Below are 19904 nucleotides of genomic sequence, written 5' to 3'. Positions count from 1 at the left end.
GGATGCAATCGTCAACAAACTCGAGTCGGTTTCGGCCAACAACTTCGAGAAGCTGACCTTGGGCGATACCACGCTGACTACCAGCGTGACGGACGAGCCAGGCTCGGGTGATCCAAAAGATCCGGCTAACGAAGGCGACAAGATCACCGTCACCATCGAAAGCAACGGTGATGTGCTGGAAAACGCGGCACCGAAGTTCACCGTCAAAGTCGATCAGGAACTGAAACAAGACCTGACCGTCACCCTGAGCAACGGCGCGACCGTGGTGATCAAAGCGGGCACCACCAGCGTGCCGTACGAACTGAAAGCCCAGGGCGACGACGTCTACAAAGACGGCGAAACCATCAAGCTCAGCGTCACTGACGCAACGGTTCCGGGCAAGTCGTTCGAAAACCTGGTGCTCGGCGACGAGGCTGTGGTCAAGGTGGGCGACACCCTCACTGAGGTGAAAGCCACCCTGACTGTGGATAAATCCACCGTCGCCGAAGGTGGTGAAGTCACCTACACCGTGACGCTGACCAACGCTGCTGGCATGCCAATGGCCAGCCACGGAGAGTTGACCTTCACACTCACCGACGGCACCGAGATCAAGATCCCGGCTAACGGCACCACCGGCACTGCAGTGGTCACCGCCAAAGACAACATCTTCACCGGCGGCCAGGATGCGATCGTCAACAAGCTCGAGTCGGTTTCGGCTAACAATTTCGAGAAGCTGACCCTCGGCGACACGACGTTGAGCACTTCGGTCACTGACGAGCCTGGCTCGGGCGATCCAAAAGATCCGACTAACGAAGGCGACAAGATCACCGTCACCATCGAAAGCAATGGCGATGTACTGGAAAATGCTGCGCCTAAGTTCACGGTGAAAGTCGATCAGGAACTGAAACAAGACCTGACCGTGACCTTGAGCAACGGCGCCGTTGTCGTGATCAAGGCCGGCACCACCAGCGTGCCGTACGAACTGAAAGCCCAGGGCGACGACGTCTACAAAGACGGCGAAACCATCAAGCTGAGCGTCACTGACGCAACGGTTCCGGGCAAGTCCTTCGAGAACCTGGTGCTCGGCGACGAGGCTGTGGTCAAGGTTGGCGACACCCTCACTGAGGTGAAAGCCACCCTGACGGTGGATAAATCCACTGTCGCCGAAGGCGGTGAAGTCACCTACACCGTGACGCTGACCAACGCTGCTGGCATGCCGATGGCGAGCCATGGTCCTCTGGAGTTCACGCTGACCGATGGTACCGTGGTGAAAATCCCGGCTAACGGCACTACCGGCACTGCACTGGTCACCGCCAAAGACAACATCTTCACCGGTGGTCAGGATGCGATCGTCAATAAACTCGAGACCGTCTCGGCTAACAACTTCGAGAAGCTGACACTGGGCGACACGACGTTGACCACTTCGGTCACTGACGAACCATCGGGCCAAGGCGACAAGATCACTGTCACCATCGAAAGCAATGGCGATGTACTGGAAAACGCTGCGCCGAAGTTCACCGTCAAGGTTGATCAGGAGCTGAAACAAGACCTGACCGTGACCCTGAGCAACGGCGCGACCGTGGTGATCAAAGCCGGCACCACCAGCGTGCCGTACGAGCTGAAAGCCCAGGGCGACGACGTCTACAAAGACGGCGAAACCATCAAGCTGAGCGTCACTGACGCAACGGTTCCAGGCAAGTCCTTCGAGAATCTGGTGCTCGGCGACGAGGCTGTGGTCAAAGTTGGCGACACCCTCACTGAGGTGAAAGCCACCCTGACGGTGGATAAAACCACTGTCGCCGAAGGTGGTGAAGTTACTTACACCGTAACCCTGACCAACGCCGCTGGCATGCCGATGGCGAGCCACGGCGAGTTGACCTTCAAACTCACCGACGGCACCGAGATCAAGATCCCGGCTAACGGCACCAGCGGCACTGCCGTGGTCACCGCCAAAGACAACATCTTCACCGGTGGTCAGGATGCGATCGTCAACAAGCTGGAATCCGTCTCGGCCAACAACTTCGAGAAGTTGACCCTCGGCGAAGACCAATACACCACCACCGTTACCGACGAGCCAGGTTCGGGCGATCCAAAAGACCCAGCTAACGAAGGCGACAAAATCACCGTCACCATCGAAAGCAACGGTGATGTACTGGAAAATGCTGCGCCTAAGTTCACGGTGAAAGTCGATCAGGAGCTGAAACAAGACCTGACCGTGACCCTGAGCAACGGCGCGACCGTGGTGATCAAAGCCGGCACCACCAGCGTGCCGTACGAGCTGAAAGCGCAAGGCGATGACGTCTACAAAGACGGCGAAACCATCAAACTGAGCGTCACTGACGCAACGGTTCCAGGTAAATCGTTCGAGAATCTGGTACTCGGCGACGAGGCTGTGGTCAAGGTTGGCGACACCCTCACTGAGGTGAAAGCTACCCTGACGGTGGATAAATCCACCGTCGCCGAAGGTGGTGAAGTCACCTACACCGTGACCCTGACCAACGCCGCCGGCATGCCGATGGCGAGCCATGGTCCTCTGGAGTTCACGCTGACCGATGGCACCGTGGTGAAAATCCCGGCTAACGGCACCAGTGGTACTGCCGTGGTCACCGCCAAAGACAACATCTTCACCGGCGGCCAGGATGCAATCGTCAACAAACTCGAGTCGGTCTCGGCCAACAACTTCGAGAAGCTGACCCTCGGCGACACGACGTTGACCACTTCGGTCACCGACGAGCCATCGGGCCAAGGCGACAAAATCACCGTCACCATCGAAAGCAACGGCGATGTGCTGGAAAACGCTGCGCCTAAATTCACGGTGAAAGTCGATCAGGAACTCAAGCAAGACCTGACCGTGACCCTGAGCAACGGCGCGACCGTGGTAATCAAGGCTGGCACCACCAGCGTGCCGTACGAGCTGAAAGCCCAGGGCGATGACGTCTACAAAGACGGCGAAACCATCAAACTGAGCGTCACTGACGCAACAGTTCCAGGTCAGTCGTTCGAGAACCTGGTGCTCGGCGACGAGGCTGTGGTCAAAGTTGGCGACACCCTCACTGAGGTGAAAGCCACCCTGACTGTGGATAAATCCACTGTCGCGGAAGGCGGCCAGATCACCTACACCGTGACCCTGACCAACGCTGCCGGCATGCCGATGACCAGCCACGGCGAGTTGACCTTCAAACTCACCGACGGCACCGAGATCAAGATCCCGGCCAACAGCACCAGCGGTACTGCAGTGGTCACCGCCAAAGACAACATCTTCACCGGCGGTCAGGACGCGATCGTCAACAAGCTCGAGTCGGTTTCGGCTAACAACTTCGAGAAGCTGACCCTCGGCAAAGACCAATACACCACTACCGTCACCGACGAGCCAGCGGGCCAAGGCGACAAGATCACCGTCACCATCGAAAGCAACGGCGACGTGCTGGAAAACGCTGCGCCGAAGTTCACCGTCAAAGTGGATCAGGAACTGAAACAAGACCTGACCGTGACCTTGAGCAACGGTGCAACCGTGGTGATCAAAGCCGGCACCACCAGCGTGCCGTACGAGCTGAAAGCCCAGGGCGACGACGTCTACAAAGACGGCGAAACCATCAAGCTGAGCGTCACTGACGCAACGGTTCCAGGCAAGTCCTTCGAGAATCTGGTGCTCGGCGACGAGGCTGTGGTCAAAGTTGGCGACACCCTCACTGAGGTGAAAGCCACCCTGACGGTGGATAAAACCACTGTCGCCGAAGGTGGTGAAGTTACTTACACCGTGACGCTGACCAACGCTGCTGGCATGCCGATGGCGAGCCATGGTCCTCTGGAGTTCACGCTGACCGATGGCACTGTGGTGAAAATCCCGGCTAACGGCACCAGTGGTACGGCTGTGGTCACCGCCAAAGACAACATCTTCACCGGTGGCCAGGACGCGATCGTCAACAAACTCGAGTCGGTTTCGGCTAACAACTTCGAGAAGTTAACACTGGGTGACACGACGTTGACCACTTCGGTCACTGACGAGCCAGGTTCGGGCGATCCAAAAGATCCGGCTAACGAAGGCGACAAAATCACCGTCACCATCGAAAGCAACGGCGACGTGCTGGAAAACGCTGCACCGAAGTTCACGGTGAAAGTCGATCAGGAGCTGAAACAAGACCTGACAGTGACCCTGAGCAACGGCGCGACCGTGGTAATCAAGGCCGGCACCACCAGCGTTCCATACGAACTGAAAGCGCAAGGCGACGACGTCTACAAAGACGGCGAAACCATCAAACTGAGCGTCACTGACGCAACGGTTCCAGGCAAGTCCTTCGAGAACCTGGTGCTCGGCGACGAGGCTGTGGTCAAGGTTGGCGACACCCTCACTGAGGTGAAAGCCACCCTGACTGTGGATAAATCCACTGTCGCCGAGGGCGGTGAAGTTACTTACACCGTGACCCTGACCAACGCTGCCGGCATGCCGATGGCGAGCCACGGCGAGTTGACCTTCAAACTCACCGACGGCACCGAGATCAAGATCCCGGCCAACAGCACCAGCGGCACTGCCGTGGTCACCGCCAAAGACAACATCTTCACCGGCGGCCAGGACGCGATCGTCAACAAACTCGAGTCGGTTTCGGCCAACAACTTCGAGAAACTGACCCTCGGCAAAGACCAATACACCACTACCGTCACCGACGAGCCATCGGGCCAAGGCGACAAGATCACTGTCACCATCGAAAGCAACGGCGACGTGCTGGAAAACGCTGCACCGAAGTTCACGGTGAAAGTCGATCAGGAGCTAAAACAAGACCTGACCGTCACCCTGAGCAACGGCGCGACCGTGGTGATCAAGGCCGGCACTACCAGCGTGCCATACGAACTGAAAGCCCAAGGCGACGACGTCTACAAAGACGGCGAAACCATCAAGCTGAGCGTCACTGACGCAACGGTTCCAGGTAAATCGTTCGAGAATCTGGTGCTCGGCGACGAAGCTGTGGTCAAGGTGGGTGACACCCTCACCGAGGTGAAAGCCACCCTGACTGTGGATAAATCCACTGTCGCCGAGGGCGGTGAAGTCACCTACACCGTGACCCTGACCAACGCTGCCGGCATGCCGATGGCGAGCCATGGCGAGCTGACCTTCAAACTCACCGACGGCACCGAGATCAAGATCCCGGCCAACAGCACCAGCGGTACTGCAGTGGTCACCGCCAAAGACAACATCTTCACCGGCGGTCAGGACGCGATCGTCAACAAGCTCGAGTCGGTTTCGGCTAACAACTTCGAGAAGCTGACCCTCGGCAAAGACCAATACACCACTACCGTCACCGACGAGCCAGCGGGCCAAGGCGACAAGATCACCGTCACCATCGAAAGCAACGGCGACGTGCTGGAAAACGCTGCGCCGAAGTTCACCGTCAAAGTGGATCAGGAACTGAAACAAGACCTGACCGTCACCTTGAGCAACGGCGCGACCGTGGTGATCAAGGCCGGCACCACCAGCGTTCCATACGAGCTGAAAGCCCAAGGCGACGACGTCTACAAAGACGGCGAAACCATCAAGCTGAGCGTCACTGACGCAACGGTTCCGGGCAAGTCCTTCGAGAACCTGGTGCTCGGCGGCGAAGCCGTGGTGAAAGTCAGCGACACCCTCACCGAAGTGACGGCCACCCTGAGTGTGGATAAAACCACTGTCGCCGAAGGCGGCCAGATCACCTACACCGTGACCCTGACCAACACCGCTGGCCTGCCAATGGCCAGCCACGGTGAGCTGACCTTCAAACTCAGCGACGGCACCACGGTCAAGATCCCGGCCAATGGCACCACGGGCACTGCAGTGGTCTTTGCCAAGGACGACATCTTCACTGGCGGCCAGGCTCCGATCGTCAACAAGCTGGTTTCGGTCACCGGTAATGAGAACTTCGAGAAGCTGACGCTCAAAGACACCACGTTGACCACCACCGTGACAGATGAACCAAGTGGCCAGGGCGACCTGACCACCGTGGGTATCAGTGGTGTGACTTCGGTGATCGAAGGCCAATCGGCGCATTACACGCTGAACCTGAGCAACACCGCCAAGACCGATGTGACGGTGACCTTGAAGTACACTGGCACCGCGATCGATGGTGTGGATTTCAGCGGTGTAGTGACGGTCACGATTCCGGCCAACAGCAACAATGTCGGGTTCGATATCAGCACCCGCGATGACAAGCTGGTCGAAGGTGCCGAGAACTTCGTGATCACTATCGACAAGGCTACCGGTGGTTCCTTCGAAAACCTGGGGATCGATCCGGACAAGTCCAGCGTGATCACCACCATCGTCGACAACGACCATGCACCTGTGACTGTCGGCGGGGCCGTTACCGGTCTCGAAGACACGACCATGACCCTGACCTGGGACAACTTCAAGGTCACCGACGTCGATAACGACAGCCCGTTGAGCATCACCATCACCCAGGTATCGGGCGCTGGCGAGTTACTGTTCAACGGCGTCAAGGTCACGGTTGGCCAAACCATCAGCCAGGCGGATATCGCCCTCGGCAAACTGACGTTTGTGCCCGCACGCAACGAGTCGGGTGCCGACGGTTATGGCGGCACCGGAGTGGGCAACAAAGCCGCGGATTACGCGCAGATCAAGTTCAAGCCTACCGATGGCTTCAACCTGGGCAATGAAGCGACCTTGAAAGTCGATATCACTCCGCAGGCCGATGCGCCAACACTGAGCATCGCCGGCACCAACGTGAACTCGACCGGCTTGATCAAGGAAACCTGGACCGGCCTGACCGCGCTGAACACCGGCTTCAACGGTGCAGGCAGCGGTGCACCAACCAACACCCTGAAATCGGTGATCGACGCGGCCGGCAAGCCAAACACCAGCACCACCGTCAGCGACGTGCAGGAAGGCAGTGTGACGGCTGGGGTTGCCTCGAAAACCTCCGGCCTGATTTACCTCGAAGCCGGCAAGGTCTACTCCTTCAGCGGTACCGGCGACGACAGCCTGCTGGTGACCATTGGCGGCCAGAACGTGGCCAGCGCCCTGTGGGGCAATGGCGGCACGCTCAACGGCAGCTTCACGCCGACCACCAGCGGTTACTACACCCTGGACATCTACCACCACAACCAGAGCGGCGCGGGCAGCTACGACGTCAACCTCAAGGTGGACAACGGTCCGGTGCTCAACCTGAACAATGCCGGCGTGCCGATCTACACCGGCGTCAACGACCTGATCAATGCCGGCGTGACGGTTTCCGACCTGCACGGCAGCAACGGTGAGGGTTACTACGACGGTTACAAACTCAACACCGGTCCAGAAGGCGGCACCATCAAGCTGTCGGCCATCACCACCGAACTGACCGACAGGGACGGTTCCGAAAGCCTGAGCGTGAAGATCGGCGGGATTCCGGCGGGCTCCGTGCTCAGCGATGGCGCCGGTCATACCTTCACGGCCACCGCGACCAATGGCGAGGCGATTGTCACCGGCTGGAACCTCGGCACGCTGACCATCACCCCGCCGCCGTACCACAGCACCTCGTTCAACTTGACGGTGACGTCGACGTCCACCGAGCAGTTGGGTGGTTCCGCGCCAAGTACTGCGCAGATCCCGGTGACCCTGTACCCGGCGACGTACAACCCGATCATGGGCACGACCAAGGATGACAACATCCTGGGGACCGACAGCAATGACATCGTCATTGCCGACATCGGTGGCCTGAACGTGGTCCAGGGCAAGAACTACAACATCGCGTTCATGGTCGACACCTCCGGCAGTATGGACACCTCGATCAAGGCAGCGAAGGAGTCGCTGGCCCTGATGTTCAACACCCTCAAGCAGAGCCTGGGTGCGGACTCCTCGGGGACGGTGAACATCTTCCTGACGACGTTCGACAGCACCGTGAGCAAGACGCTGTCGGTCAATCTCAATGACCAGGGCGCGCTGGAGCAACTGCAGGGCATGGTCAGGTCGATGCAGTCGGGCGGCGGCACCAACTACGAGGACGTCTTCAAGACCACGGCCAACTGGTTCCAGAGCGATCAGGCTACGGGTAACAAAGGCGCCACCAACCTGACGTACTTCATCACCGACGGTCAGCCCAACTACTACCAGAGTGGCGAGCAGACCAACCCGGTGGTGGCGGACTTCTACTACAGCACCACCAAAAACGACGGCAAGCTGGACGACTACTTGAACGTCAACAACTACAAACTGGGCGATACCGCGTATATCACCCTGGGCGGTGTGAGCCGCCAGTTGATCAACAGTAACGGCCAGGTCCTCAAATGGACGGAATACGAGCCGGGCAAGTGGTACAACTCCAATACCCTCGGCACGATCCGTGCGCAGGGTGACGGTACGTATGAGATCTCCTACACCGATGACAGGAATGGCACGACCAGTAACTCCAACAGCAGCTTCCTGTTGCTCAGTGGCCTGTCGCAGGTCGAGGCGATCGGCCTGAACAAGACCATCAAGCCGGCCGACCTGATTCCGTACGACACTGATGACAAGCCGCAGACCAACATCGATCCGAAGGACCTGGCCAATGCCATCCTCGGCCATTCCGAGGCCACCCTGCCGGGTGCCGACAAGGTCGATGGCGGTGATGGCAACGACATCATCTTCGGCGACCTGGTGAGCTTCAACGGCATTGCCGGCGAGGGTTACCAGGCCATGCAGGCCTTCGTTGGCCAGCAAACCGGGGTGGACGTCAGCAAGGTCACTGCCAGCAATGTGCACCAGTACGTCACCGAGCACTACAACGCGTTCGATGTGTCCGGGGCGCGTGACGGTATCGATAACCTGCTGGGCGGTGCCGGCAACGACATCATCTTCGGCCAGGGCGGCGACGATGTGCTCGACGGCGGCAAGGGCAATGACATCCTGCTGGGTGGTACCGGCAAGGACACGCTGCTGGGCGGTTCGGGCAATGACATCCTGATCGGCGGCTCGGGTGCCGACACCTTCGTCTGGAGGTCTGGTGATACCGGCAATGACGTGATCAAGGACTTCAAGGCCAGCGAAGGTGACCGCATCGATCTGCGTGACCTGTTGCAGGGCGAGAGCGCCAGCACCATCGACAACTTCCTGAAAATCACCACGGTTGAAGGGGTATCGACGTTGCAGGTCAGTTCCGAAGGCAAGCTCAATACCGCAGGTGGCATCGCCAACGCCGACGTGACGATCAAACTGGAAGGCAACAACTGGTCCGGTCAGAGCGTCAACTCACTGGTGGTCGGCCTCGACCCAACCATCAAGATCGACCACAACAACAGTTGACCGGGTACCTGCCGACCGCTCATACGGGAGGTCGGCAGGCTTGTTCGAGTGACCGCCGGGGTGACGACTTGAGCGTTGCCCCGCATACTCACCTGCGTTGGCCTATGCTGCTGACAGCACGACGCTGGTTCATTCATGAGGGATTGTCGATGTTCTACGTGCAACGTAATGCACAGGGCCTGCTGGTGCGCGTAGAGGCTGCGCCCTACGCCGAGGCAACGGAAACGCTGCCCGCCGACCACCACGAGATCCAGGCCTGGTACGCCAACGAGGTGATGGAAACCAGCCTCAAACAGCTTAAACAGAGTGACCTGGAGATGATCCGGGTACTCGACGACCTGATTCAGGTGCTGACCAGCAAAGGGGTGATTCGCGTCACCGACCTGCCGCCGGCCGCACAAGCCAAGCTGATGGACCGGACCCAGGCACGTGAAGCCCTGGGTGGGTTGAGCCATCTGATCAACGAAGATGAAAGCGGGCTGATCTGAGCCCCGGAGCGCACCCGGTCGACGGGTACGCTCATCCTCATTGTTACTGCCAGGGTTTCGGTTCGCCGAACAACTGGCCCTGCACCCCGTACAGACCCATCTCGCGAATCACCCGCAACTCCCCTTCGGTCTCCACCCGCTCGGCAATCAGCGGCAGGTCGATGCTGTGGGCGGCGCGCTGGATGGCTTCGATGAACAGGCGCTTGTCACTTTCCTGATCGATGGCGCGGATGTAGCTGCCATCGATTTTCAAGTAGGCCAGGCCCAGGCGCGACAGATTGCCGATCATGCTGAACCGTCCACCGAAACGCTGCAGGCTGAGGGAGAACCCCAGCTCGCGCAGACGCTGGGTCAGTTGTTCGAGCACGGCCTGGTCAGGGAGTTGCTCCTCACCGATTTCCAGGGTCAGGCGTGGCCCCAGGTCCGAATGCTGGCGCAGGATCTCGAAGACCCTGTTCAGCGCCTGCGGATCGGCCAGGGTCGCGGCGGACAGATTGAGCGCCAGCGATTGCTGATGGCTGGCCATCTGCGTCAACACGCCCTCGAGCATCAGGCGGTCAAGCCGTGACATCCAGCCAAAACGCTCCAGCCACGGCAGGAAGCGCCCGGCGGGAATGGTCTGGCCCTGCTCGTCGAGCAGGCGCGACAGGACTTTGTAATGCAGCACCAGGTCGGTGTCCTGGCTGGCCACCACCGGCTGGAAGTACAGCTGGAAGCGCTGTTGCTCGAGTGCCTGGTCCAGCAGCCGGTGCCAGGCATGATGGTCTTCGCCAACGGTCGCGGCCACGTTGTGCTCCAGGCACGCCCAGTTCGACTCGCCCTCGCCTTCCGCTTGCAACAGTGCCTGGTCGGCCAGGCTCAACACCGCCTGCGGCGTGTCGCCGTGGACGAACGGCGCCAGGCCGATCGCCGCCACCGTTGGCACGTCAGTCGCGCCGGTGGCATGCAGGCTGGCCAACGCACTGTCCAGGCTCTGTGCCAGTTGCTGCGCCTCTTCGCGGACCAGTCCTGGCGCCAGCACTGCAAATTCGCCGCCACGGATCCGGGTGACCAGGTTCTGGGTTTCCGGGTACCGCGCACATTCACGCGATAACTGTTGGCCGACGGCCTGCAGCAACTGGTCGGTACGTTGCCCGCCCAGGCGCTGGTTGAGGCCCGCCAGGTCCTTGACCCGCAGCAGCAACAGATAACCGGTGCTCGCCTGTTCGGCATTGCTCACCCGGGCATTCAACTGCATCTCGAAATAGCGCCGGTTGGCCAAGCCCGTGAGGGTGTCCTGATAGGATTGCGCGCGCAGTTTCTCGCTGCGCTCGGCCTGCTCCTGGAACAGTGCCTTGAGCTTTTCGACCATCTGGTTCATCGCCTGCACCACACGCCGTAACTCAGGTGTGCGCGGCAGCTCCGGCAGGCTGAGGAACTCGCGCCGGGCAATCGCATGGGACTGCTTGACCATGTAGTCCAGCGGCTTGAGCTGGCGGCGCAGCAACAACGCCCCCAACACCGCGCTAACCGCGCCACACACCAGCAACCAGCCAAGGCTGCCCAGGGCGCTCTGCCAGAGCTTGGCCACGGCGAACATCGGATGGCTGATTACCTCGACCCTGGCCGCCTGTTCCCAGCCGCGGCTGACCAAGGCATCGCCACCGGCCGGCTCCAGGCCGATCAGGTTGACGAACCACTGCGGTACCTTGCTCACGTCGGGTGTACCGCTGCGCTCGACAATGGCGGTGTCGGTCTTGAGGTCCACCACACGAATGTTCGCGTAATAACCGCTGTCGAAGATCGAGCTGACCAGCAGCTCGACCATCGCCGGGTCGTCGATGTTCGGGGTCAGCGACAACGCCAGCGCCGTAGCCGCGTCCTGGGCGTGGGAGCGCAGTTGATTGACGTACTGGGTCCGCGAACTTTCCAGGCTGACCATGAAGCTGCCGGTGAAGGCGACCACCAGGAACAGGCAGATAGCAAGCAACAACTGTTTGAACAATGACATCTGAACGCGTGCTCCTAGTGGGTCGTCTCGGCCGGAAATCCCTCGGCCTGCATTTTTTTCAACACATCCTGCCAACGGGACAGGCGCTTGGTATCGCCGACTTTCTGGTTACCCTTGGCGCCCGGTAGCCACAAGCCCTGCGCATTGAAGGAGTAGACCGGCAACAGGTCGGTACGCTGGCTGGCGGGCGCAATGGCGTCGACCAGGCTGTCGAGCACCAGTGGCATCGCGTCAGGGCTGGCATAGTAGGTCAAGACCATGTGCGCGCGGTTCTGGCGCAGGGCCTTGACGTAGGTGATACGCAACTTGTCGCTGGAAACCCCGAGATGGCGCAGGCTGAAGTATTTGGCGATTGCATAGTCTTCGCAATCTCCGGCGCCCTTCCATAAGCCTTCGACGGGTGTTTCCCAATAATCGACCTGACGCCACAGGTCGATGTCTTCCACGTAACGCATCTGCTTGTTGAAGAACAGATTGACCACTTTGAGCTGCTCGAGCTCCGGCACTTGCTGCTGTGTGGCCAGCAGGTGCTGCCACGCATCGATCCGCTGCTTGCCCTCGCCTAGCGGCCCGTACAAGGCCTCTGCCCGCCGACTGATCAGCGAGAAGTCCCAATCGGCCTGCAGGGCACCGAGCATGACACTGCCGATCAGCAGTGCCGAGCACAGCCAACGCCAGGTCAAAGTGAGTGCGCAACGTGCCAGCAATGCAGTGATTCCGGGAGGGCGGTGGGGAAATCGATGATGGTGCAGCCTGGATCGGTAAAAGACAATGGCACGATGCAATCACTGCGCGCAGGCTAAACTTGAAGGACCGACCAAGATCACAGCGCCGAGTTTGCCATCCGCTCATCCGGCACCTATGCCTGTGGCGTTAAACGCTCGAAAAAGGCATTGTCTCGCCCGTTTGACAAGCTGGCACCCAGTCACTAGTGTGCATTGGATCCAATATTTACTTCTACTGTCGGAGGGCATTGTCGTGGCACAGAAGCCCAACCCACTCAGCACCATTACCGTCAGCGGCCCTATCCCCGCTCACCTGGCTCGTGCGGTGATCGAAGAGACCCTGCGCTCGGCGATTCTCGACGGGCGCCTGGCCTGCGGCACCGCACTGCGCCAGCAAGACCTGGCCGACCTGTTCGGCGTCAGCCGCATGCCGGTACGCGAAGCGCTGCGCCAGCTCGAAGCGCAATCGCTGCTGCATGTCGTCGCCCACAAAGGCGCGGTCGTGGCGCCCCTGATCGAAGGTGACGCCGCCGAGACTTATGCGCTGCGCATCCTGCTGGAGTGCGAGGCCCTGCGCCTGTCGATTCCGCTGCTCGATGAAGCGGATTTCGCCGAGGCAGCGAGCCACATCGACCACCTGGAAACCGAGACCGATTACGCCGAAATCGGCCGGCTCAATCGCCTGTTCCATATGGCCCTGTACCGCAAGGCGCCCAACCGTCGGTTGCTGACCCTGATCGAAAACGGCTTGTGGGAAGAAGAACGCTTCCTGCGCTTCAACCTGGGGTCCATGGGGCTGGGCAAGCTCACCCAGGAAGATCACCGCGAACTGCTGCGCATCGCCCAAGCCGGGGACATCGCCCTGGGCGTGGCCAAACTGACGCACCACCTCAATCGCGCGGTGGACGTCATCACCCGCTATCTGAACAGCGTCGAGTCCCAGGGCAAGACCTCAGCGAACTGATACTCGCAGGTGCACAGGCGAAAAAAAACGCGATGAGCCCAGCCGGGCTCATCGCGTTTTTGCCAGTGCTACGAGGCTTCAGATCTTGAAGCTGTCCACCAGTTGCTTCAGGCGATTGGCCTGCAGCGACAGGGCATCGCAATCCTTCAAGGTTTCATTGAGGTTGGCCACACCTTGCTGGTTCAGCAGGTTGATCTGGTTGATGTCGACGTTGAGGGTCTCCACCACGGCGGTCTGCTCTTCCGTCGCGGCTGCCACCGACTGGTTCATGCCGTCGATCTCGGTGATGCGCTGGGTCACGCTGACCAGTCGCGCACCCGCCTGATTCGCCACTTCGACACTTTCTTCGCTGGAGAGCTGGCTGGCGTTCATGGTCGATACCGCCTCACGCGAGCCGACTTGCAGCGAGGTGATCATCTTGTGGATCTCTTCGGCCGACTCCTGGGTGCGGTGAGCCAGGTTGCGCACTTCGTCCGCCACCACGGCAAACCCACGCCCGGCTTCACCGGCACGCGCCGCTTCGATTGCGGCGTTGAGCGCCAGCAGGTTGGTCTGCTGGGAGATGCCCTTGATCACATCGAGAATGTGCCCGATGTTGTCGGTGCTGGCGTTGAGGGTTTCGATCTGGGTGCAGGACAGACTGATTTTCTGCGACAGCTCGGTCATCGCCAGAATGGTCTGCTCCACCACTTGGCGCCCGTCGTCGGCCTGCTCGCTGGCGCCGCTGGCGTGTTGCGAAGCGTCCGCCGCGTTGCGGGCGATTTCCTGGGTCGCTGCGCCCAGTTCATTGATGGCCGCGGCGACGCTGTTGGTGCGTGCACTTTGCTCATCGGAACCGACGATCGAGGCATTGGAGGACGCCATCACTCGTTGCGACAAGTCGTGCACCTGGCGGGTGGCCGACGAGACTTCGCTGATGGAGGCATGAATGCGCTCCACGAACTGGTTGAAGGCCCCGCCCAGCTCACCGAATTCATCCTTGCTTTCCACGGCCAGGCGACGAGTCAGGTCGCCCTCACCCTGGGCGATGTCCTGCATGGCGCGGCCCATGGTGGTCAGTGGGCGCATCAGCACTTGGATCAACAGGCTCAGCAGCACGGCAATGGCGGTCACGGCGACGAACATGGCGATCAAGGCCGAGGTGCGGAACTTGCCCAGGGCGGCGTAGGCCTTGTCCCGGTCGATCGACAGGCCTATGTACCACTGCGCATTCGGCAGACCGTTGACCGGGGTAAAGGACAGGATGCGTTCCTGCTGGTTGAGCAGCACGTCCTGGTTGCCCGCACCGACACGCACGTTAGCGCCTGGGTAGATGTCCTTGAGGTTTTTCATCACCTGGTCTTTGTCCGGGCTGACGATTACCTGGCCGTCGGCGCTGACCAGGAACGCATGGCCGATGCCGCCGAAGTCCACCGAGTTGATGATGTTGACCAGGGTCGCCAGGCTCAAGTCGCCGCCCACCACACCCAGCAGTTCGCCATGCTTCTTGACCGGCATGGCGATGGTCACCACCAGCCCGCCGACTGCAGCCATGTAGGGCGGGGTCAGCATGGTTTGGTCAGCCGCGACCGCCTGCTTGTACCAGGGGCGCTGGCGCGGGTCGTAGCCCTCGGGCATTTTCGCGTCAGGGCGCTGGGTAAACACTCCGTTTGCCTGGCCGACGTAGGTGAACTGGAAGTTCGAGGTGAAGGCCGGCTGGTCGACCAGGCCCGGGAAGTCGGCGTTGGCGCCCTGGTGCGCGACGTTCTGCGCCAGGTTCTCGAGGACCAGGATCCGCCCACTGAGCCAGTTCTGCACGCTGCTGGCGGTCAGGGCCCCCGCTTGCTGGACCGAGGCGTCGAGGTTTTGCTGGATGGTGTTGCGCTGCAGGTAGTCGTTATACAAAGTGAACAAGGCGAACGCCAGGACCACGACGCCCGAAGCGGCCAACAGGATTTTATGGCTGAACTTGAGATTCATGTCAGGGGACTTCTCATGCGAAAGAGTAGGGATGCGTTCCGGGTGCAACATTCCATGTGACGCCATAGGCCGCTCTGTGGCCGCTCTACTTTGGTGCACGCATGTCTCCCCCACTCTTTCGGCACCAAGTCGGGAAAACTTAGGCTTTTGTGCAGAACCCGGGACAATCTCTGCAAAAACCCGGCGAATGGCGGGCTAGAGCACTTTCATTGAGGTTTATCGAGGGCGCAGAGCGGCGGCAGTTGCAAAAATTACAGGCCTTGATGACAATGCGACTAATTATCATTTGTGACGTCCAGGCTGTCGCGTTCATGCCCTCTCCTGAGTCAGCGGTACAGGTGCTCTACAGCAACCACCATGGTTGGCTCAATACGTGGCTGCGCAGCCGCCTGGGCAATGCCGCCGATGCGGCGGATCTGGCCCAGGACACGTTCGTGCGCCTGTTGCAGCGTACCGAGCGACTCGAACTCAAGGCCCCCCGCGCCTTCTTGCGAACCATTGCCCGTGGCCTGGTGATCGATCACTGGCGCCGTGCGGAGATCGAGCGCGCCTACCTGGAAAGCATCGCCCACCTGCCCGAAGCCGAAGCGCCGAGTGCCGAAGCGCGGGCCTTGGTGCTCGAGTTGCTGGAGCGCATAACGCGGATGCTCGAAGGCCTCAAGCCGAAGGTGCGCAAGGCGTTTGTGTTGGCCCAGTGCGAGGGACTGCCCCATAAGCAGATCGCCGAGCAGATGGGGTTGTCCTTGCGGTCGGTGGAGCGGTACGTCGCCGATGCGCTCTATCACTGCTACGTGCTGCGTTATGAGGGCCAGGCGGGTGAGTAATCTGCGCGCCCACGGCGAACCCCACCAGCAGGTGGTCAAGCAGGCCATCAGTTGGCTGCTGCGCCTGCGCAATAACGCCAGCAACCCCAAGCTCCAGGCGCAATGTGAGCGGTGGCGCACGGCACACCCGGAACACGAACTGGCCTGGCAGCGGGTGCAGTCGCTGCAACAAGAGTTGAGCGCCAACCTGCGGGCGGTGCCGGGTGCCCAGGTCGCGTTGCACACCCTGGAACAGAGTGCGCAACGCCTGGACCGTCGCCAGGCCCTGAAGCTGCTTGGCGGCGCGCTGTTGCTGGGCTCTGCCGCGTGGCTCGGTCGGGAGCAGATGGGCGGGTTGCAGTGGAACGCCGATTTCGCCACCGCCACGGGCGAGCGCCGCGGCTTCCAGTTGCCAGACGGCACTCGCCTGCGCCTGAACACCGACAGCGCCGCCAACCTGGATTTCACCGCCGGGCAACGCCTGATCAAGCTGGCACGTGGCGAAATCATGGTGACCTGCGGCAGCAGCCTGACGCCGATCCCGGGCCAGCCGTTGCGGGTGCAAAGCGAGCACGGTCTGTTCGAGGCGAGCACGGCACGGTTTGTCGTGCGCCAGGAGCGCGACTGCACCCGGCTCAGCGTCACCAGTGGCAGTGTCGCAGTGCTTGCACCGCAGGCGGCGGACGGGGCGCCGATGCGGGTCCAGGCAGGGCAAAGCTACCTGATCACCCCTGCCCTGGCGGCACCTGCCCCGCCTCTGGCGATGGACCCCGGCGCCTGGGTGGATGGCTTGATCGTCACGCGCAACATGCGCCTGGCGGATTTCCTCAAGGAAGTGAGCCGCTACCGCCGTGGGCATCTTGCCTGCGCCTCGCAGATCGCCGACTTGCGTCTGTCTGGGGTGTTCCGCCTGGAGGATACCGACAAGCTGCTGGCCATCGTGGCGCAGACGCTCCCCGTCCAGGTGCGCTATCGCACACGCTGGTGGGTGACCGTGGAGCGCCAGGTGTGATTTTTGGCGGGTTTTCCAGCGTAGTCCGGCTTAGACAGTAAGCACTTCAATCTGCCTTGAGCGACTCCCACGGAAACCCATGATGACTGTTCGCACCCACCGTTCCCTGCCCTGCCCCTGCGCCCCTGACTCACCGTCCGCCAGCTTGCTGCGCCAAGCCATCCGCGCCGCGCTGTTCTCCACCGCACTGGGGGTGAGCGCACTGCCGTTGCTCGCCCATGGCGCGGATGCCAGCGTGGCCAGTGCCAGCCGTAGCTATGACATCGCCGCCGGCCCCTTGAGCGATGTGCTGAATCAGTTCGCGCGCCAGGCCGGCATCACCCTGTCGACCACTCCCGAACTCACCCAGGGCCGGCAATCGCCTGGGGTGCAGGGCGACTACTCGGCAGATCAGGCCTTGAGCCACGTGCTCAACGGTTCGGGCCTACAGGCGGTCAGCCAGGACGGCAGCAGTTACGTCCTGCGGCCGCAAGCCGAAGGCGCAGCACTGAATCTGCCGACCACCGACATCAAGGGTTTTGCCCTGGGTAACGCACTGGGCAGCATGGAAGGCTACAACGCCACTCACAGTCAGGTCGCCACCAAGACCAGCACTGCCCTGCTGGAAACCTCGCAAAGCGTGTCGGTGGTCACTCGCCAGCAAATGGACGACCAGGGTGCGCAAACCGTATCCCAGACCATGCGCTACACCCCGGGCGTGCTGACCAACCCCTATGGTGCCACCCATCGCTACGACTACGTGGCCATGCGCGGCTTCAACGATGGCTCGGTGGACAACATCTACCTCGATGGCTTGAAGTCCATGGGGGACAGCGGCACTTACAGCAGCATGCAGATCGATCCGTACTTCCTGGAGCGCGTGGACATCCTCAAGGGGCCTTCCTCGGTGCTCTATGGGCGCAGTTCGCCCGGCGGCCTGGTGGCGCTCACCAGCAAGAAGCCCCTATACGAGGCCTATCATCAAGTTCAAGCCACGGTCGGCACGCAGGGCCAACAAGGTATGGGTTTTGACTTCAGTGGCCCTGTAGACGACGACAAGCGCATTGCCTATCGCCTGACCGGCCTTGCCGACAAATCCGACACTCAGTTCGACCATAACAAGGAAAAGCGCTTCGCCCTGGCACCGACCTTGAGCATCGACTTCACCGACGACACCTCACTGACCCTGCAGACCTACCTGCAGCACGATCCCGATGGCGGCTATCACAGCGGTATGCCGGCCGATGGCGCACTGCATCAGCGCAATGGCCAGCGCATCTCGGAGCACTTCTTTGAAGGCGAACCGGGAGTCGATGGCTACCAGCGCGACCAGCAGTCTTTCGGCTACCAGTTCGAACACCGCTTCAATGATGTTTTCACCGCGCGGCAGAACTTCCGTTACCTGGACTCCAAGGTCAAACTCGACCAGATCTATGGGTATGGCTGGACCACCCCCACCAGCAATGAGCTGAACCGCTACTACACCGGTGGCGACGAAAAGCTGCATTCGTTCATCGTCGATAACATGCTCCAGGCCGAGTTCCTCACCGGCGACAGCAAGCACACGGTATTGATGGGCGCTGACTACCAGCGGCGCAAGACTGTGGTCGACTGGACCAGTGGTTCGGTGGCACCGATCAACGCCTTCGACCCGGTGTACGGCAACGCCGAGATCACCTACTACGATCCATTGAGCTACCTGCGTCGCCTGGAGCAGACCGGCGTTTACCTGCAGGACCTGATCGAGATGGACCAGTGGCGGTTCTCCCTGGGCCTGCGTCAGGACTGGGTAGAAACCTCGGAAGAAAACCGCCTGGCCGAGTTCAATCGCCCGGAAGGCACCGAGGTCAACGACAAACGCACCAAGCTGACCGGACGCGCCGGGGCGCTGTATCTGTTTGATAACGGCATTGCGCCATACATCAGCTACTCCGAGTCGTTCAATCCGAACTCCTACGCAGACAGTGCGGGCAACCCCTTGGCACCGACCGATGGCACCCAATGGGAAGTGGGCTTGAAGTACCAGCCACCCGGGACGGACAACCTGTTCACTGCATCGCTGTTCCGCATTGACCAGGAGAACCTGGCGACCAAGCTGCCCCAGGAAAACTTCTATCGTGCAGTCGGGGCCGTTCGCTCCCAGGGCCTGGAGCTGGAAGCACACACCCAGGTGACCGACAACCTGAAAGTGCTCGGCAGCTACACCTTTACCGACATCGAGTACTCCAAATCGATGATCAGCACCCTGAGCACCGACACCGATGTGATCGAAAACAAGGGCAACTCGCCGACTCAGGCACCACGCCATATGGCCTCGCTGTGGGCGGACTACCTGTTCGATAGCGCAGCACTCGATGGCCTGCGCCTGGGCGGTGGCGTGCGATATGTCGGCTACAGTTGGGCGGATGCCGAGAACACCATGAAGGTGCCTGCGTACACGCTGTTTGATGCTTCGATCGGCTACGACCTGGGCAAGGTGGGCCTGAAGGGGGTCGATGTGCGCCTGAATGCCAACAACCTGACTGACGAATCCTACATTGCGTCCTGTGCCAGCCTGAGCTTCTGCTACATGGGCGAGGAACGTAACGTGGCGGCCACGGTGAGCTACCAGTTCTAACTGGGGGTCATTCCAACAAAGCCAGCGCCTGGGCTCAGCCGCTGGCTTTGTTGTCTCTGCAGCAAGCTATGGGGCCCTGCAGAGGCTTTGGTTACCCCTGAAACGACAAAACCCCTGTCTGCAATGCAGACAGGGGTTTCGGAATTC

General features: G+C 60.7%; 9 protein-coding genes and 1 pseudogene. 6 read left to right on the top strand and 4 right to left on the bottom strand.

Features of this window, described 5'->3' with window-relative positions:
• Positions 1-58: 58 nt before the first annotated feature.
• Together ACM6IP_RS19060 and ACM6IP_RS19055 are read left to right on the top strand one after the other, a co-directional pair.
• A complete protein-coding gene (locus ACM6IP_RS19060; RefSeq protein ID WP_414862097.1) occupies positions 59-9220 on the top strand; it encodes an immunoglobulin-like domain-containing protein in 9162 nt (3053 codons plus the stop codon).
• Between the two features lie 149 nt (positions 9221-9369).
• A complete protein-coding gene (locus ACM6IP_RS19055) occupies positions 9370-9708 on the top strand; it encodes a tryptophan synthase subunit beta (protein WP_401131302.1) in 339 nt (112 codons plus the stop codon).
• A gap of 43 nt (positions 9709-9751) precedes the next feature.
• Here the strand turns inward: ACM6IP_RS19055 and lapD are convergent, their stop codons facing one another.
• Complete coding sequence (lapD, locus tag ACM6IP_RS19050) at positions 9752-11698, bottom strand: cyclic di-GMP receptor LapD (protein WP_414862096.1); 1947 nt, start codon at positions 11696-11698, stop codon at positions 9752-9754.
• A gap of 14 nt (positions 11699-11712) precedes the next feature.
• On the bottom strand, positions 11713-12405 hold the full coding sequence (lapG, locus tag ACM6IP_RS19045; protein ID WP_095172004.1) for a cysteine protease LapG: 693 nt from the start codon (positions 12403-12405) through the stop codon (positions 11713-11715).
• A gap of 271 nt (positions 12406-12676) precedes the next feature.
• Between lapG and ACM6IP_RS19040 the strand changes: the two genes are divergently transcribed.
• A complete protein-coding gene (locus ACM6IP_RS19040; RefSeq protein ID WP_414862095.1) occupies positions 12677-13387 on the top strand; it encodes a GntR family transcriptional regulator in 711 nt (236 codons plus the stop codon).
• 78 nt (positions 13388-13465) lie between these two features.
• Here the strand turns inward: ACM6IP_RS19040 and ACM6IP_RS19035 are convergent, their stop codons facing one another.
• Together ACM6IP_RS19035 and ACM6IP_RS19030 are read right to left on the bottom strand one after the other, a co-directional pair.
• Entirely contained in the window at positions 13466-14251 is a 786-nt protein-coding gene (locus tag ACM6IP_RS19035; RefSeq protein WP_371917616.1) for a methyl-accepting chemotaxis protein, read from the bottom strand.
• A 69-nt stretch (positions 14252-14320) separates the two neighbouring features.
• Positions 14321-15346 (bottom strand): annotated as a pseudogene (locus ACM6IP_RS19030) (cache domain-containing protein); the annotation flags it as partial.
• A gap of 311 nt (positions 15347-15657) precedes the next feature.
• On the opposite strand from ACM6IP_RS19030, the gene ACM6IP_RS19025 reads away from it, so the two are divergent.
• The 3 genes from ACM6IP_RS19025 to ACM6IP_RS19015 all read left to right on the top strand — a co-directional run bounded on the left by ACM6IP_RS19025 (position 15658) and on the right by ACM6IP_RS19015 (position 19757).
• Complete coding sequence (locus ACM6IP_RS19025; protein ID WP_095172010.1) at positions 15658-16170, top strand: sigma-70 family RNA polymerase sigma factor; 513 nt, start codon at positions 15658-15660, stop codon at positions 16168-16170.
• Positions 16163-17161: a FecR domain-containing protein gene (locus ACM6IP_RS19020; protein ID WP_414862094.1), complete on the top strand. Its 999-nt coding sequence runs from the start codon at positions 16163-16165 to the stop codon at positions 17159-17161. The genes ACM6IP_RS19025 and ACM6IP_RS19020 overlap by 8 nt, the downstream gene beginning before the upstream one ends.
• 82 nt (positions 17162-17243) lie before the next feature.
• The gene (locus tag ACM6IP_RS19015; protein ID WP_414862093.1) at positions 17244-19757 is read left to right on the top strand and encodes a TonB-dependent siderophore receptor; all 2514 of its coding nucleotides are present in this window, start codon (positions 17244-17246) and stop codon (positions 19755-19757) included.
• Positions 19758-19904: the final 147 nt, after the last annotated feature.

Source organism: Pseudomonas sp. IT-P176 (genome assembly GCF_949767245.1).
In the GTDB taxonomy this organism is placed as follows: domain Bacteria; phylum Pseudomonadota; class Gammaproteobacteria; order Pseudomonadales; family Pseudomonadaceae; genus Aquipseudomonas.
This window is presented reverse-complemented; position numbering and strand designations above follow the sequence as displayed.

Bases quoted from the DNA above. Each gene is read 5' to 3' on its own strand.
- ACM6IP_RS19055 (WP_401131302.1), top strand. From the start codon at position 9,370: ATGTTCTACGTGCAACGTAATGCACAGGGCCTGCTGGTGCGCGTAGAG.
- lapD (WP_414862096.1), bottom strand. From the start codon at position 11,698: ATGTCATTGTTCAAACAGTTGTTGCTTGCTATCTGCCTGTTCCTGGTG.
- ACM6IP_RS19035 (WP_371917616.1), bottom strand. From the start codon at position 14,251: ATGGCGTCCTCCAATGCCTCGATCGTCGGTTCCGATGAGCAAAGTGCA.
- ACM6IP_RS19025 (WP_095172010.1), top strand. From the start codon at position 15,658: ATGCCCTCTCCTGAGTCAGCGGTACAGGTGCTCTACAGCAACCACCAT.
- ACM6IP_RS19015 (WP_414862093.1), top strand. From the start codon at position 17,244: ATGACTGTTCGCACCCACCGTTCCCTGCCCTGCCCCTGCGCCCCTGAC.